Genomic DNA, 16,688 nt, shown 5'->3' on the forward strand with positions numbered 1-16,688 from the left:
TCGCGGTTGCGACGTGCTTGCTTTCCAGGCCCTGGCGGGCCGCTGGCCGCCGCTCCGGACGAACGTGGTTCCAAACCGGGAGTTTGTCGCGCCGTGGCCATCGCCCATTTCTCAGCCAGCATCGTCAGCCGCGGTTCCGGCCGCAGTGCCGTGCTGTCTGCGGCCTACCGGCATTGCGCCAAAATGGATTACGAGCGCGAGGCCCGCACCATCGACTACACCAGGAAACAGGGCTTGTTGCATGAGGAGTTTTCGCTTCCCGCCGATGCCCCGAAATGGGCCCGGATGCTGATCGCCGACCGCTCGGTCGCCGGAGCTTCGGAAGCCTTCTGGAACAGGGTCGAGGCTTTCGAGAAGCGCTCCGACGCACAGCTCGCCCGCGACCTGACGATCGCGCTGCCGCTGGAGCTCTCGGCCGAACAGAATGTCGCGCTGGTGCGGGATTTCGTGGAGAGGCACGTGCTGGCGAAGGGCATGGTTGCCGACTGGGTCTACCACGACAATCCGGGAAATCCGCATATCCACCTGATGACGACCTTGAGGCCGCTGACAGAGGAGGGCTTCGGGGCGAAGAAGGTCGCAGTCATCGGCGACGACGGCCAGCCGGTCCGCACCAAATCCGGAAAGATCCTCTACGAGCTCTGGGCCGGTTCGACAGAGGATTTCAACGTCCTGCGCGACGGATGGTTCGAGCGTCTGAACCATCATCTGGCGCTCGGCGGCATTGAACTCACCGTCGATGGCCGCTCCTACGAGAAGCAGGGGATCGATCTCGAACAGACCATCCATATCGGCGTCGGCGCCAAGGCGATCGAGCGCAAGGCCGAGAGCCAGGGTGTTCGGCCGGAGTTGGAACGGATCGAACTCAACGAGCAGCGCCGCGCGGAAAACGCCCGCCGTATCCTTCGCAATCCCGCCATCGTGCTCGACCTGATCACGCGCGAAAAGAGCGTCTTCGAGAACCAAGACGTCGCCAAAATCCTCAATCGCTATGTCGACGATCCGGCGATCTTCCAGCAGTTGATGGCGCGCATCATCCAGGATCCCATGGTGCTGCGTTTGCAGTGCGACACGGTCGAGTTTGCCACCGGCGCCAGGGTGCCGGCGCGCTATACGACGCGGGCGATGATCAAGCTGGAAGCGACGATGGCGCGCCAGGCGATCTGGCTGTCGGACAAGGAGACGCATGAAGTCTCCAGGACGATACTCGATGCGACGTTCCGGCGGCATGAGCGGCTCTCGGAAGAACAGAAATCCGCGATCGAGCGCCTTGCCGGACCCGCCCGGATCGCCGCGGTCGTCGGCCGCGCGGGTGCGGGCAAGACGACGATGATGGAGGCGGCGCGCGAAGCATGGGAACTCGCCGGATACCGCGTCGTCGGGGGCGCGCTCGCCGGCAAGGCAGCGGAAGGTCTGGAGAAGGAAGCGGGCATTCAAAGCCGTACGCTCGCCTCCTGGGAACTGCGCTGGAAACAGCAACGCGATACGCTCGACGCGAAGACCGTCTTCGTCATGGACGAGGCCGGCATGGTCGCCTCGAAACAGATGGCGGGCTTCGTCGATGCGGTGGTCAGAGCAGGGGCGAAGATCGTTCTGGTCGGCGATCCCGAACAGCTCCAGCCGATCGAGGCGGGGGCGGCCTTCCGCGCCATTGCCGACCGCATTGGTTATGCCGAACTCGAGACGATCTACCGCCAGCGCGAGGACTGGATGCGGGTCGCCTCGGTCGATCTCGCCCGCGGCAATGTCGACAAGGCGCTGGCCGCCTATCAGGGCGAGGGCAGGGTGCTCGGATCTCCCCTGAAGGCGGAAGCCGTCGAACACCTGATCGCCGACTGGAACCGCGATTACGATTCGAAAAAGTCGATGCTGATGCTCGCGCATTTGCGCCGCGACGTGCGCATGCTGAACGACATGGCGCGGGCAAGACTGGTGGAGCGCGGCATCCTCGGCGAAGGACATGTGTTCAAGACCGCTGAGGGGACACGCCGCTTCGACGCCGGCGACCAGATCGTCCTCCTGAAGAATGAGGGATCGCTCGGCGTGAAGAACGGCATGATCGCTCATGTCGTCGAGGCGAGCCCAAATCGCATCGTCGCGCTCGTCGGAGAAGGCGATCGCCGCCGTCATGTGATGGTCGAGAGCCGCTTCTACAACAATCTCGATCACGGCTATGCGACGACGATCCACAAGTCTCAGGGCGCGACCGTCGACAAGGTCAAGGTGCTCGCGTCGCTCTCGCTCGATCGGCATCTCACCTATGTGGCGATGACCCGCCACCGCGAGGATCTGCAGCTCTATTACGGGCGCCGGTCCTTCGCCTTCAATGGCGGTCTTTCGACAGTTCTGTCGCGAAAGAACGCCAAGGAGACAACGCTTGATTACGAGCGCGGCCAACTCTACCGCGAGGCGCTTCGCTTTGCCGAAACGCGCGGCCTGAAGATCGTCGCGGTGGCGCGCACGCTTGCGCGTGACCGGCTCGATTGGACGCTGCGGCAGAAGACGAAACTGGCCGATCTCGCGGCGCGGCTCGCCGCCGTCGCCGAGCGACTCGGCCTTCGCCAATCCCCGATCATCCGACAGAGACAGGAGGAAAAGCCCATGGTCGCCGGCATCACCCGGTTCGAGAATTCCGTTGCCGACAGGATCGGCGAGAGGATCGACGCCGATCCGGCCTTGAAGAAGCAGTGGGAGGAGGTGTCCGCCCGCTTCCGTTATGTTTACGCCGATCCCGAGACAGCCTTCCGGGCGATGAACTTCGATTCGGTTCTGGCCGACAGAAAAAGCGCCAGAAAGATCCTCCAAAAGCTTGAGACCGCGCCGGCGTCGATCGGACCGCTCAGGGGCAAGACCGGCATTCTCATCGGCAAGGCGGAGCGTGAAGCGCGCCGTATCGCCGAACTCAATGTGCCGGCGCTGAAACGCGATCTCGAACGGTATCTCAGCATGCGCGAGAGCGCGCAGCAGCGGCTTCGTGTGGACGAGCAGGCGCTGAGACAGCGCGTGTCGATCGACATCCCGGCACTGTCACCGGCGGCGCGCCTCGTGCTCGATCGGGTGCGTGATGCGATCGACCGCAACGATCTGCCCGCGGCGCTTGGGTTTGCATTGAGCAACCGCGAGACGAAACTGGAGATCGACGGGTTCAATCAGGCCGTCACCGAGCGCTTCGGTGAACGGACGCTCCTCACCAACAGCGCCCGCGAACCCTCGGGGAAACTCTTCGACAAGCTATCCGAAGGCATGCGGCCCGAGGAGAAGGAACGGTTGAAGGAAGCCTGGCCGGTCATGCGCACGGCCCAGCAACTCGCCGCTCATGAACGCACCGTCCAGTCGCTCAGACAGGCGGAGGACCTGCGTCTGACGCAACGCCAGTCGTCGGTCCTGAAACAATGAGACGGTTCGGTCCGATCCTGTTTGTCGGTGCGTCCATCATCGTTGGAGCCGGCATGGTCACGGACGCCATGGTCGGCGGTTATCGCGTCAACCTGACGCCGAGCGAGCCGCTCGGGCTCTGGCGCATCGAGACGCTGGGACGTCCGGTCAGGACCGGCGATCTCGTGTTCGTCTGCCCGCCGGGAAACGCAACATTCGCCGAAGCGCGACGGCGCGGCTATCTCCGGCGCGGCCTTTGCGCCGGCGGTTTCGCGCCGCTGATCAAGACGGTCGCGGCGCTTCCCGGGCAGCGCGTCGAGATCACCGATCACGTCATCATCGATGGGCGCCCGATCGCAGCCTCGTCCGTCCGGGAGAGTGACGGCGAGGGCAGGCTGCTCATATCCGATCCCGGCGGCGTGGTGCCATCAGGCTATCTGTTTCTTCACTCATCCTTTGCGAGCTCCTATGACTCCCGATATTTTGGTCCGGTTCCGGCAAGCGGCCTTCTCGGTCTGGCGCGGCCCGTTCTTACCTTCGATCCCTGATCGTCCCGGTGACCGTCCATGGGATCGCTGGCGATCCGCTGTGCTCGTCGCCGCGTCCGTCGCCTGCGGCGCAATTGGCTGGAGCGGTCATGTCCTTCTCCTGCCGGTCGCCATACTGTTTCCGGCGCTCTGGGCGATGGCGCCCTCACGTCTCATTGTGGCGTTTGTTTCGGCGGGCTATTTCCTTGCCGCCTCGCGCGGCTTGCCGCAGGGCGTCACCAATTTCTATGCCGCCGATCTCTGGCCCGGCCTGCTGCTCTGGCTGGTCGCCTCCACGTCCTTCGTTACCGTGCATACGGCATTGTGGACGCAACGTCGTCGCGAAGATGCCTCCGGGAGACAAGCGGCGGATGCGGCAAGGGCGGCGCGCTATCTTCTGGCCCTGGCGCTGATGGGGCTGCCGCCCTTCGGCATCACCGGCTGGGCAAGTCCGTTGACGGCGGCCGGCGTGCTCTTTCCCGAATGGGGCTGGTGGGGGCTTGCCGCCACCGTCGCCGGCCTCGCAATGATGACATCGCGAGGCCGGCTCGCCGCAGCACTGGTGCTGGGAGGCTTCTGGGCCTGGTCCGCCGCAACCTGGACAGCGCCGAGACTACCGGAAGGCTGGAGAGGCGTCGACCTCGAACTGGGCGAAACTCTGGGGCGCGACACGTCATTTGCGCGCCACCGAGTCCTGATTACCACTGTTCTCCGCAACGCTCACCGCGACGACCGCGTCATCGTCCTTCCCGAAAGCGCCCTTGGCTTCTGGACGCCGACCGTCGAGCGTCTGTGGCGCGAGGCTTTGCGCGGTCACGATATCGCGGTCATTGCCGGCGCCGCCGTTATCGAACGCCAGGGTTACGACAATGTCATGGTCGCCGTCTCCGCCGACGAGGCGCGGATCCTCTATCGCGAACGCATGCCGGTCCCAGGATCCATGTGGCAGCCATGGTTGAGTTGGACGGGGCAGGGTGGCGGCGCCCGCGCCCATGTCTTCGGCAATCCCGTGGCCGGGATCGGGGAAGAGCGGATCGCGCCGCTGATCTGCTACGAGCAGCTCCTCCTCTGGCCGGTGCTGCAATCGATGCTGTATTCCCCCGCGGTCGTTGTCGCCACCGGCAATGGCTGGTGGACCAAGGGCACGGCGATCGTTTCGATCCAGAAGGCGAGCGTGATCGCCTGGGCCAAACTCTTCGACATTCCCGTCGTCATGGCATTCAACACATAAAGGAGAAACCGGGATGGTCGATGCCGCCCTCATCCAGCAATGCGCCGATCCCGGTCTGAAGCCCGCGATCGTCGGTGAGTTCATCGCGCGGGCGGGATCGCCGGACCCGCTTGCCGTCACCGTGCGCTCCGGCAACCGCGTCGTGCTCGTGCCGAAACCAAAGTCGGCGGACGAGGCGATGGACGTGATCCGCAAGCATATCGGCCGCAATGCCACCCGCGTCGGCATCACCCAATACCCGGCCGGCCTCGGCATTCTCGAGGCCGGTCAACTGAAACCGGACCTGGTCGAAGCTTGCGCGAACATCCGCATGGGCACGGCGCTCTTCGCCAAAGTCTATCGCATCGTCCTCAAATGGTACGGCAACCCGACCGGCGAGGAGGCTGCGCGCCAAGTTCTCGACGACGCGATCATCGCCTGGCAGACGGGGTATTTCGAGGGGGAGGCGGTGTTTCGGACGCCGGACCCTGACGATGAAAAACGCGCCGAGCCGGAACCGCTCGCGAGCGAGAACGCCGACGAAAGGTCCCGCGATGGTGAACAAGAGGACGAGGCCGAAATTCCTGCCGATGCGGTCGCCTCCGATCCGAACAAGGCGGGCATCCGGATCGATCTCTCCGGGATCGGGGCAACGCGTTGACGTCATGCACGTGCAGATCTGCAGCGGGGTTCTTCGACTGTTCTACTAGCGAAGACAATATCGGCCCCTTATAAGGGCGGGCAGGACAGTACGCGCTGTCCCGGGGTGTGGAAACCTCTCGTAGCGGTTGGCGCCGGCCGAAACGGCGCCAGGATCCTCTGACCATTTGGCCGGGGGCCTGTGACGCATGTCCAGGCGCCTCGGTGCTAAAGGTCGCAGGACTGTCTACGACGGTTTCCAACCCCCGGCTTGGGTTCAGAAGATTAACGTTGGCGGGGGCGCACCGCGGACAGGAAGAAGAGTGGAAGTGGGATGGACGCCTTAAAGCCTGACGAGAAACTCGAAATTCGTGCCATCTTCGGACTGACGCAAGGGCTCTCCAAGGCCGAGGTGGAAAGCCTCGCGGTGGATGCCATCCGAACCCACCGCGTTCTGGTCGACGGAGCCGACAAGCTCTACCAGGAGCTTCCCGAGGAATATAAGTCGGGAGAGGCGAAGGGCGGCCCTCAGCATCTGACCTACATCAAGGCCTGCATGGAAATGCACGCGCAGATGTATACGGTGAACACGCTGATCACCGTCCTCGGCTATATCCCGAAAGTCATGGTCAACTGATCGTCAGATCAGTTTCCTGCGAATGGCGACCGACGACATATGCGTGTTCGAGTGGATGTCGAAGGGCTTTCGTGCCTCCTGAAGCTTGACGCGGACGGTGTTGTATTTGACGCCCTCGATGGTCGCGATCTCTCCCATCGACTTTCCAACCGCAAACCAGCTCAGATAGGTGGCGGCCTTCGGGTCGAGGGAAAGGCCGTCGTTGACGGTCGGTGTCGGATCCGTAAAGACGATGCGGGCATGCAATTGCCCCACCGCCGCCGCAGCCTCGACCGGGTCCAGCTCGTGCGTCAGATCGATCGCCGGCTTGTCCGAGGCGAGCGTAAACATTGCTATCGTATTCTGCGCCGCCTTGATCGGGATGGTGATGCCGGACCGGATCCCGAACTCCGCGGCGTCGGAATAAAACGATCGCTCCGCTTTCGAAAGGCGGTGCCTTTCCCGTTCGCCGCTCCAGGTAAACGCTCCCTTGAGCAATCTGGCGCGGCGAATGACGGGATCGACGGCCGCATGATTCTTCTGGAAATAGGTGCTTTGCCATCCGCCGCTGTAGTTGGAGATGACCATCGTGTAGCCAGTCCGGAAAGATACATAGGCATATGCAGAGTAACCGGCATCCTCCGTAAACGTCGCAAGTCCAGCCTTCAGGCTCTCCTCGTTGCCCGGAATTGCCGCGAGATCGGTCATCTTGTCCAGCAAGTGTCGCATTCCAAATTCTCCATGTAGTTCGGGCCCCCCAGCCCGGTGACCGGTGGGCCTAGCGAGTTCTCCAGATTGTGTTGTCGACGCGACGATGGTCGTGGGGACAGTGGCTGGACTCGGCATCAGATCTGCCGTACGGCACTCTTCGAAACGGCGACTGGTTCGGGCCAGTCTCGCTGTTCATGCTCATCGGCATTGGGTCACTCACTTCTTCGCCACATGGGGAAAGGGCGGGGCGACTCGCGGGCTGCGCCGGGTCTGTTATACCGGAACGGTTGCCCCGTGGCGAACGAAGCTGCTGAGTAAGTCCAGGACGTTCCTGGTCCAGCCATTGATCGCGGTTCGTCGTTGCAGTCATTGCATTCTTCACTCTGTTTTATGCTCGTTCAGATCATAAGACTGCCACCGCAAGACGGGACCGCGGACGGAAATCCTCGCCGAAATGCTTGCCCATCGTCATGCCAGCCTCCGCAAATGTCCGCCATGCTGCTGGCTGCTCATCAAAAGCACATGGATCAGGGTGAACAGCCGCCGCGCGGTGTCGATGTCGACGGTGACCTTTGAGGCGAGACGGGCCTGCAACAGGTCGGCCGCCTCGTTGTGGATGCTGCGACGCCCCATGTCGATCGCCTCGACCTTCTCCGGGCTGGCGCGGCCGGCGGCGTTGTTGAAGCTGTCACAGATGAGCGCATAGTCCTTGAGCTTGGCGAAACGGTGTCAGCGACAGATGATGGCTGACGACATGCTCGCCGCCATCAAGCGAGATCGTCATCACCAGGCGGCGCTCGACCAATGCGAGCTCGAGGCGGTAGGGGCCGCCGTCATGGCCGACGGGAGCGAAACTGTTCTCGTTCAGGAGATCGACGATCGCAATCGCCTGTTCCCGCTTGAGATGTGGATCGTCCTGAACACGAAAGGAGCCATCGAGCGAGACGGCGCAGAGCCGTGCGCCGGATGATGAGGCTTTGGAGACCGTGGCCGCTTTCATGTCGCGCCTCCACAGATCGGCGGCACACGTGTTAAACACGGTCGGGATAAAGGTGGCTGCCGCCGGGACACGCCCAACGACAGCCAGGCCGCCCCGGGAGGTTGGGCGGCGGAAGGGCGCCGATGAGGCGCCGAGGGTCCATGTCGTCCTCTTGACACCATTGTCTGGGCGCTAGTCGCTCTCGTAGGTTTGGTTGCGCTGGCGCCAATCCCACCAACGACCCTCGTCATTCACAGCCTCGCTCCGGCTGGGTCGGCTGGCAACAATAGAAATCTTGCATGCCGCTGCTACCGCTCTAATGCCGATGGATCCGTAGTTTTGCAGGATTTCGTCTTGCTTTTGAGAGTTTGCGGCTTCTGGTGGCATGGGCGTTCCTCATTTGGTTCACTGTTCTATTCATGGGTCGCGAGTGCGTCCTTCACGCGAAGCACTGTGGCCGTGACGGCCAGGAACACGAGCGGGATTGATCCCAACATCAGCAGCGGACTGACGTCCCATCCAGCGTGCTGGCAGGCCTCGAAGGCGGTCTTGATGAGGCCGATGAGGTAGTAACTGATGCCGATGATCGAGAACCCCTCAACCGAGCGCTGGATCTTGACCTGTGTCGCCGCCCGTTCAGCTACTGACTTGATCTGAACGGCGTTCTGGAACTCGATCTCGACCTGAATGCGGGTTTGCAGCAGGTTCAGGAGATGCATGGTGGCAGCTGACAATTGCTCAAGCCGACGGGACGCAGCCTCGCACGTACGAACCGCTGGTTTGAAGCGTCTTGTGAACCTCGAACTCGGCAAGGCGCGGCGCGAGGCCCCGCGCAAGCGGCAGGCCCAGTAGCGCCATCGAACGGTAGGTCTCTATCTCGTAGATCCTGCGGACCATGCGGCCGAGACGATAGGCGTTCAAATCCTTGTTGAAGAGCAGGGTATAATTCCACAGGTTTGAACGAACGCGGAAGTCTGAACATACCAGACCAGCACCTGCTGCTACCGCCGACGCAGCAGTGTCACCGAAGCCAAATTTCGATAGGACGTCTCCCAGCTGTTCCGGGGCGGGACCCATTACCAAAATACTGACCTGGCCAATGACGGAGGCCGATTGTAGTTCCAGCATTTGGAGAATTCCGGAAGTCGCCAGCGTCGGCTTCGGCCATTCTTCCGGTTCTTGGTCGAGCATCGTCACGCGTGTGACCGTCACGAACTCTGTGTGATATTCGACGCGCGTCTTGATACGGTCGGTCTCAGTTTGCCGAAAGATATCGAGCCGCCCATCTGTCTGGCAGGCGGTTGAGACGGCATCAGAGCAACATGCTCGACCAGTGCTGGTCCCGAGAAGTAGATGGACGGCCGTGCATGGAGCTCAGCCGTAAAGTTTGCTGTCGGCGGTTGATCTATCTCGTCTCTCAGCACGGACCACCCCACCTAAATCCCAATTGCCTCATAGGCGTCGGCGACCTGCCGAATGGAGGCGACATAGGCTGCGGTCCGATAATCACCGAGTTCCGGCTGCGCCTCGAGAAGATCGCCGATGCGGGCCCAGGTGCTGCGCATCACGTCTTCGAGGCCCGAGCGCACGAGGTCGATCTCGGCGCCACCTTCGAGGAACTCGTCGCGCATGTCGGCCGGAAAGTCTTTGCGCCGCGAGTGCCTCGACCTCCTCGGCATCGGCATTTGAGGCATAACGAATGCCGCCCTTGACCGGTTCGCAATGCTCACTGTGCAACGATCGCCAGCCGATGAAGCTGTACATGCGTCCCCTCAGCCGAACGCCGGAGCGAACCGTATAGGTCGAGTTGCATTGGATGATCCTCTCCGCCAGTCCCTCGGGTACCAGGAAGGACATGGCATGGCGGAAGTTCTGGTCGACGCTTTCGAGGAAATTGGCGGAATTCATTGCAATGCTCACTGTGGTCTACTGGTGTTGCAAGTGACGACATCGCCGAGACCACCTTCGGTCGGTGATCGATGAAGGTGTTAAGAGCGAAACGACCATACTTCAATAGGGACAGTTGCGGCATGCCAAGGCGACATATTCTCACCGAACGACAGCGCTCGGTGCTCTTCGCTCTGCCGACCGACGAACTCTCGTTGCTCAGGCACTACACGCTGGCCGACGACGACCTTGAACATATCCGGGAACGGCGCAGGCCGAAGAACCGGCTCGGGTTCGCTTTACAGCTATGTGCGCTTCGCTATCCCGGTCGTGCGCTCGCGCCAGGAGAGTTGATCCCGCAAGAAGTCTTGTCTTTATCGGAGCTCAACTCGGCATCCCGGCTGACGCGCTTCTCACCTATGCCACTCGCCGCCAGACCCGCCAGCAGCATATGGAAGCCCTACGCGAGATCTACGGCTACAAGGCGTTCGCGGGCCGTGGCGCACGTGATTTGCGAGACTGGCTTTTCGATCAGGCCGAAGATGCGAGGTCGAACGAGGATCTGGCGCAGCGCTTCGTCGCGCAATGCAGGAGAATGGTGACCATCCTGCCGGCGGTGTCAACGATCGAGCGTCTGTGCGCCGATGCTCTCGTTGCGGCCGAGCGACGCATCGAGGCACGGATAGCGGAAAGGCTCGATTTTAATGCGCGCGGGCGACTGGACGGGCTTCTGACCGAAATGGTGGACAGAAACATCAGCCGTTTCATCTGGCTTCGCCACTTCGAGGTCGGCAGCAATTCCGCGTCAGCGAACCGCTTGCTTGATCGGCTGGAGTTCCTGCGCGGTCTGGAGATCGATCCTCAGATCCTCATAGGTATCCCGCCACACCGCATCGCGCGTCTCCGTCGGCAGGGCGAGCGTTACTTCACGGATGGCCCGCGCGACATCAGTTCGGATCGGCGATGGCCGATCATCGCCGTCTGCGCCGTGGAATGGGAAGCCGGATCGCCGACGCCGTTATCGAGACCCGCGACCGTATCGTCGGGAAAACCTGGCGAGAGGCGAAACGGCTCCATGACGAGCGGATTGCCGGTTCCAAGGTGGCGGTCACGAATACCCTGCGCGCTTTCACGGCCTTGGGTGCCTCTTTGCTGGAAGCTCGCGACGATGGCATTCCGCTGGAAAATGCAATGGCACGATCGGCAGAATGGCATCGGCCTGAACAACTGGTCGCCGCAGGGACGCAACTCACCAATACATTGGCGGATGAACCATTGGCCCACGTCGGACAAGGATATCATCGGTTCCGCCGATACGCGCCGCGGATGTTGCGATGCCTGAAGCTGAAAGCTGCACCCGTGGCCGAGCCATTGATTTTAGCCGCAAAAGCCATCGGCGCGATGCGCATATTGCCCTCGGCCGACGCATCATTCCTTCGGCCAAATTCGAAATGGCAACGCCATCTCCGCGCGCAAGATGGAAGCGACAGTCGTTTTTGGGAAGTCGCGGTCCTGTTCCATCTCCGCGATGCTTTCCGATCGGGAGACATATGGCTGGATCATTCCCGCCGATACGGTGATCTAAAGCAGGTCCTTGTACCGTTGACCTCGGCGCAGGCGAACGCCAGACTGGCAGTTCCTCTTGATCCTCAGGCCTGGCTGACTGATCGCAAAGCCCGTCTTGCGGACGGCTTGAAGCGCTTAGCGCGTGCCGCTCGCGATGGGACTATTCCCCATGGCAGCATTGAAGATGGAACGTTGCGGATCGACCGGCTGACCGCAGACGTTCCCGAAAACGCAGAGGAACTGGTTCTCGATCTTTATCGTCGGATGCCGCCGGTGCGGATCACATCTTGCTGGAGGTTGATAAGGCGATCGGTTTCTCCGACGCCTTCTCCCATCTGAGAACCGGAGCGCCATGCGCCGACCGGGTCGGCTTGTTGAACGTCCTGCTTGCGGAGGGACTGAACCTCGGCCTTCGTAAAATGGCGGAAGCCTCGAACACGCATGATTACTGGGAGCTCTCACGCCTCGCCCGCTGGCATGTCGAGAGCGAGGCTATGTAACAGGCATTGGCAATGGTCGTAGGCGCGCAGGGGAAGCTGCCGATGTCCCGGTTCTGGGGCATGGGGACGACGGCATCGAGCGATGGCCAGTTCTTCCCATCGGCACGACAGGGCGAGGCCATGAACATGATCAACGCCAAGTACGGCAATGAACCTGGCTTGAAAGCCTACACCCACGTCAATGACCAGTTCGCGCCCTTCACGTCGCAGACTATTCCCGCAACGGTCAGCGAAGCACCGTACATCCTCGACGGCTTGCTGATGAATGAGGCAGGTCGGCAGGTTGGGGAACAATATGCCGATACGGCCGGCTTCACGGATCACCTTTTCGGCATCAGCGCCATGCTTGGCTATCGCCTCATCCTGCGCATTCGTGATTTGCCATCGAAACGGCTCTACGTGTTCAATCCCGCAGCAACGCCGAAGGATTTGCGCGGCCTGGTCGGCGGCAAAATCCGGGAAGAGCTGATCGTCGCAAATTGGCCCGATCTATTCCGGTGCGCCGCCACGATGGCTGCCGGCAAGATCAAACCGAGCGGTTAGTCCGCAAACTCGCATCCTATCCCCGACAGAACGATTTGGCGGCGGCACTGCGCGAGGTAGGACGCGTCGAACGTACTCTCTTTATCATAGAGTGGATCCTCGACACCGATATGCAGCGCCGCGCCCAGATCGGCCTCAACAAGGGCGAGGCTCATCATGCACTCAAGAATGCCTTGCGCATTGGCAGGCAGGGTGAAATCCGGGATCGAACCACGGAGGGGCAGCAGCGCATTGGGGGCGCCCATGACTTGTCAAAAGTCCCAAGCGCCCCGCCTCCACCGCCGCCTCGATGGTGATCGCAAACTTCGAGATAACCGCACCAAGGCTGTGCAGCAGGTGAACCTTTTCGATGCTGTCGCCGTCATGGGAGCCAATCGCGACACCGTGGCGGCGCGCCAGTTGCGCAAGACCTGTAACGATATTGAGCGCATCACCGCGCTGATAACCCCTGAGCTGATGGTCACAACAGCCTCTCGGGTAACAGAGGTGTCTTAATGAAGACAAAGCTTTGTCGCTGTGCCGACGCAATCTTCCCCGGCATCGAAGTCACAATTGAGCAGCTGTAGAGCGAGAAATTGGTTCGGTCTCAGATTGTCTGGCCAGTCTCGCGAGACTTGGCATAATCTTTGAAACTCATTCGGGGGCCACCTCACCATTCGCTGTGGAGACCGAAGCAATCATGTACGACAATGTCTTTAAGGATTACCCCGGGATGGCTGAAGCAAGCCGCCATGAAATGTTCATCAAGATGCACAGTTTAGAGAACCACTTCGTCATCTTCGATCGACGGGAGAGCGATTTCTCTTTGAGTACCGAAAGGATCACCCAGATTTGCGACAGCCGCAGAGGCGTGGGAGGAGAGCAACTTCTCACGATCGAGAAGCCGCGTTCCGCCGATGCGCATGCCGCCATGAGGATATTCAATATCGACGGCGAGGAAGTCGGAGCATGCGGAAATGCGACGCGGTGCGTCGGGCATCTCTTGCTGCAAGAAACGGGCAAGAGCGAACTGAAGATAGAAACCAAAGCTGGCACCTTAACCTGTAGAAAGGAGAGGATGGGACAAATAAGCGTCGCGCTAGGCCCCATAAGCTCTCGTTGGACCGATATTCCCTTGGCCAAACCAGTTGACACGCATCATCTTCCGATTGCGAATGGACCGCTCACCGACGGAATCGCGCTCAGCATTGGCAATCCGCATGTCGTATTCTTTGTACCTCAACTCGATCGTGTCGATATCGCCCGTTACGCGCCGCTTGTGCAAAACGCAAGTCTATTCCCCGTGGGGGTTAATGTCGGTGTCGCGGAAGTGGTTGACGACCATACGCTTCGCCTACTTGTTTGGGAAAGACCCGGCATTTTGACAAAGGCATGTGGGACCGGGGCATGCGTGGCCGCCTTTGCCGCTATCATGAGAGGTCACCTAAAGCCTACAACGATCACGGTGCGAGTGCCCGCAGGGGAGTTGGCGGTCCAGATCACCGAAGGGTCCATGGCTATCTTAGCTGGGCCGGTCGCGATTAGTTTCCGGGGAACAATCGAAATACCGTAACTCGCCTGCAGCGTTTCAGAGGCTGGCGGCGAATACGATACTTCACACCATTTTCCTCAATCCGTCCATTGGACTTGCTAGCCGCCAGGCGCCGCAATGGCGGGGCTGAACGGAACCAGAGGAATTCGACGCGGCTTTCGCCTGACGAAGCCGCAGAGCACCCCAACACGCCGTATTTGGCAGACTTTTGGACGCGCTTCCTTAGTCCGCGTGTGGAGAATGGTCGGGAATGGAACCGTCGATCGGTTAGGTATCTGACAAAACGTGGGCGATGCGACAGTTCACATCCTTTGAACCCTGGCCTTTACGGTTGGCACACGAATTGCTGCAACCATCATTACCATCCGCACAGAACATCAGGGCTTTACCATGACCAGTTTGAGAAAGCGCCGAGGCACCGCGAGCGAGCCTTCAGTTTGTTGCAGCGAAGCCACTGAGCACGCCCGGGGTTGTAGCGCTTCAATTGTTGAGGTTTGCAATATTTCTGGAGCCCTCAAGACATGGATGAAGTTGATGGCGGTGTGTTGCCGGCAGGTCCAATGATGGGACTGCGTAAAGAAATGGCTCTAAGTGGTTGGCACAGTGTGTGCCTTCGGACGAATTAGTGACCGTCTTCGGCCAAATGCTAATCGATATGAACGGAAGCGTGTTTCCAGCAGGTCGAAGTCAGGGCAAACAAGACCGACAATCCAGCAATGGTACGGGAGTATTGCACAATGTCCATCAATATATCAATTTTAGCAGGAGGCCTTTCCGCAGAATATGAGGGGTCTATCTCTTCCTTGATGAACGTCTTGTCAAAATACTGGGAATATCCGCCTGCGTTGCGGCCATTCGATATCAAAAACATATATCACGTTTCTCGAAAGACTGGCGATGTTCAGGTGATAGCGTTACACGAAAACTCCTCTATCGTCGACGTGAAACGCCAACTCTCAGGCTGCGACGACCTTCCAGGGCGTCCGCTTACAGAGGTCCTTCAATCTGCGAAAGAAGAGTATCTCATAAACTTGCTGCACGGCCAGTTTGGAGAAGACGGCGGTGTCCAAGCATTAGCAGATTTGTTGAAACTCAATGGAACATTTGGAGACCCCTGTGTCGCAGCCTTGACTATGAACAAGTATGCGATGTCCAGTTTCGTTTCATCCGCGTTGCCCGCAAGTGTTGTGAAAATCCCGCAGATGCAATTGTTGAGACCTCGTTCATCGACTGCTGCCGTCGAGGCTGCTAAAGCATCAGATCGTCCTATTGTGATAAAGCCGAATTCGCTTGGTTCATCATTGTGCACTCGCCTATTCCCGAGCCCTGAAGCTTCAAAGACGGAGATATCCGGCCTGTTGGCGACCATATTCGAGCGCGATAGTGCCGCTCTCGTCCAAGAATTCATCCCCGGAGATGATTACTCATGTGGCCTGTTTATGGTCCATGCGGAACCCATCATTCTTCCGGTCGTAAGAATTGAGGCAAGCGGGAACTTTCTCGGATACGAGGAAAAGAAATTCACATCGAAGAACAGAAAAGTTGTCCTCAAGGATGCCGACAGCATCTCCCTTAGAATAAAATCCGTCACTCGTTCAATATTGGAGTTTGTCGATGTATACGCAACGGCGCGCTTTGACTTCCGCGTATGCCCAGACGGAGAAATATGGTTTCTCGAGTGCAATTACGTTCCTGGACTTGCGGAGGATAGTATCTTTCAGGCCATGCTCAAGGGGTACGGCATAAGCGTCATAGATATGCTATCTCAGTTGTGCGCCGCAGCCCCAAAATACAATCGGAAGCCCCATATCATCAGCCTGGAAGAGTCTGCTTAGCTGGCTTCGCCCGTCGCCAGCTTTCTGCGAATTCGGCTGAACAGCGCAAATGGCAAATTCGGCGACGCTCGCCAACCGCGGAGAAGATTAATGAAGGACGTAGTAGTTATTGGCGCAGGCAAGATCGGTGGCGCCATCGCATTGATGCTGGCCGAGACCGGCGATTACAATGTCGTCGTAACCGATCGTGACCAGGCGCAGATCGACAAACTCGACAAGCATCCCGCGATTTCGGCAAAGGTCGTCGATGTCACTGACGATGCGGCACTCGTCGGGCTGCTTCGTGGGAAGTTCGCGGTTCTCTCCGCGGCGGCCTTCAGCCTGACCGGCAAAGTCGCAGAGGCTGCACTGGAGGCCTCGGTGCATTACCTTGACCTCACGGAAGATGTGGCAACGACCAAGAATGTCGAGGAACTCTCCAAGGGGGCGGATGTTGCCTTCATCCCCCAGTGTGGTCTCGCGCCAGGCTTCATCTCGATTGTCGCCAATGATCTGGCAAAGCGCTTCGACACTTTGGATAGCGTGCGCATGCGTGTTGGCGCACTGCCGCAATATCCCTCGAACGCCCTGAATTACAATCTGACCTGGAGCACGGACGGGCTGATCAACGAGTATATCGAACCCTGTGAAGCGATTGTTGAGGGCAAGTTCGTCACGGTTCCGGCAATGGAAGAGCGCGAAGAGTTTTCGCTCGATGGCGTCCCCTACGAGGCATTCAACACGTCCGGTGGTCTCGGTACGCTTGCCAAGACGCTGGAGGGCCGCGTTC

13 protein-coding genes and 3 pseudogenes are annotated in these 16,688 nt (G+C 60.0%); 10 read left to right on the forward strand and 6 right to left on the reverse strand.

The genetic code is table 11. From position 1 onward, the window contains the following. Nucleotides 1-93 precede the first annotated feature (93 nt). The 5 genes from traA to CO676_RS25550 all read left to right on the forward strand — a co-directional run bounded on the left by traA (nt 94) and on the right by CO676_RS25550 (nt 6,388). Nucleotides 94-3,396 (forward strand): Ti-type conjugative transfer relaxase TraA, encoded by a 3,303-nt coding sequence (traA, locus tag CO676_RS25530; RefSeq protein WP_097523137.1) that lies wholly within the window; start codon nt 94-96, stop codon nt 3,394-3,396. Further along, nucleotides 3,393-3,923: a conjugative transfer signal peptidase TraF gene (traF, locus tag CO676_RS25535; RefSeq protein ID WP_097523138.1), complete on the forward strand. Its 531-nt coding sequence runs from the start codon at nt 3,393-3,395 to the stop codon at nt 3,921-3,923. Before traA ends, traF begins: the two co-directional genes overlap by 4 nt. Continuing rightward, nucleotides 3,916-5,133, forward strand: coding sequence for a conjugal transfer protein TraB (locus tag CO676_RS25540; RefSeq protein ID WP_280952048.1), 1,218 nt, complete (start codon nt 3,916-3,918; stop codon nt 5,131-5,133). Before traF ends, CO676_RS25540 begins: the two co-directional genes overlap by 8 nt. 13 nt (nt 5,134-5,146) lie before the next feature. Continuing rightward, the gene (locus CO676_RS25545; RefSeq protein ID WP_097523140.1) at nt 5,147-5,773 is read left to right on the forward strand and encodes a TraH family protein; all 627 of its coding nucleotides are present in this window, start codon (nt 5,147-5,149) and stop codon (nt 5,771-5,773) included. Between the two features lie 312 nt (nt 5,774-6,085). Then, entirely contained in the window at nt 6,086-6,388 is a 303-nt protein-coding gene (locus CO676_RS25550; RefSeq protein WP_097523141.1) for a transcriptional repressor TraM, read from the forward strand. 3 nt (nt 6,389-6,391) lie between these two features. Here the strand turns inward: CO676_RS25550 and traR are convergent, their stop codons facing one another. From traR to CO676_RS37045, 6 genes and pseudogenes are all read right to left on the reverse strand, one after another. Then, nucleotides 6,392-7,096 (reverse strand): transcriptional regulator TraR, encoded by a 705-nt coding sequence (gene traR, locus CO676_RS25555; protein WP_097523142.1) that lies wholly within the window; start codon nt 7,094-7,096, stop codon nt 6,392-6,394. Between the two features lie 450 nt (nt 7,097-7,546). Continuing rightward, nucleotides 7,547-8,078, reverse strand: a pseudogene (locus CO676_RS25560) (UPF0262 family protein). Nucleotides 8,079-8,470: 392 nt separating this feature from the next. After that, a complete protein-coding gene (locus CO676_RS36295; protein WP_348628077.1) occupies nt 8,471-8,893 on the reverse strand; it encodes a DUF3422 family protein in 423 nt (140 codons plus the stop codon). Then, nucleotides 8,796-9,269 carry a DUF3422 family protein gene (locus CO676_RS36300; RefSeq protein ID WP_245424456.1) on the reverse strand — a complete coding sequence of 158 codons (474 nt, stop codon included), beginning with the start codon at nt 9,267-9,269 and terminating at the stop codon, nt 8,796-8,798. The genes CO676_RS36295 and CO676_RS36300 overlap by 98 nt, the downstream gene beginning before the upstream one ends. Nucleotides 9,270-9,493: 224 nt before the next feature. After that, the gene (locus CO676_RS36305) at nt 9,494-9,688 is read right to left on the reverse strand and encodes a hypothetical protein (protein WP_245424464.1); all 195 of its coding nucleotides are present in this window, start codon (nt 9,686-9,688) and stop codon (nt 9,494-9,496) included. A 76-nt stretch (nt 9,689-9,764) separates the two neighbouring features. Continuing rightward, nucleotides 9,765-9,965 (reverse strand): annotated as a pseudogene (locus CO676_RS37045) (glutamate dehydrogenase); the annotation flags it as partial. A gap of 122 nt (nt 9,966-10,087) precedes the next feature. Here CO676_RS37045 and CO676_RS25575 point away from each other — a divergent pair. The 5 genes and pseudogenes from CO676_RS25575 to CO676_RS25590 form a co-directional block, all read left to right on the forward strand. After that, nucleotides 10,088-12,777, forward strand: a pseudogene (locus CO676_RS25575) (Tn3 family transposase); the annotation flags it as partial. Nucleotides 12,778-12,796: 19 nt separating this feature from the next. After that, nucleotides 12,797-13,048: a hypothetical protein gene (locus tag CO676_RS35440; protein ID WP_179875638.1), complete on the forward strand. Its 252-nt coding sequence runs from the start codon at nt 12,797-12,799 to the stop codon at nt 13,046-13,048. Nucleotides 13,049-13,232: 184 nt separating this feature from the next. Next, a complete protein-coding gene (dapF, locus tag CO676_RS25580; RefSeq protein WP_245424458.1) occupies nt 13,233-14,105 on the forward strand; it encodes a diaminopimelate epimerase in 873 nt (290 codons plus the stop codon). Between the two features lie 716 nt (nt 14,106-14,821). After that, nucleotides 14,822-15,919 carry a D-alanine--D-alanine ligase gene (locus CO676_RS25585; RefSeq protein WP_097523151.1) on the forward strand — a complete coding sequence of 366 codons (1,098 nt, stop codon included), beginning with the start codon at nt 14,822-14,824 and terminating at the stop codon, nt 15,917-15,919. Between the two features lie 90 nt (nt 15,920-16,009). After that, a partial coding sequence (locus CO676_RS25590) for a saccharopine dehydrogenase NADP-binding domain-containing protein (protein WP_179875646.1) occupies nt 16,010-16,688 on the forward strand: 679 nt, incomplete at its 3' end.

The sequence above is a fragment of the Sinorhizobium sp. BJ1 genome (assembly GCF_002531555.1).
In the GTDB taxonomy this organism is placed as follows: Bacteria; Pseudomonadota; Alphaproteobacteria; order Rhizobiales; family Rhizobiaceae; genus Sinorhizobium; species Sinorhizobium fredii_B.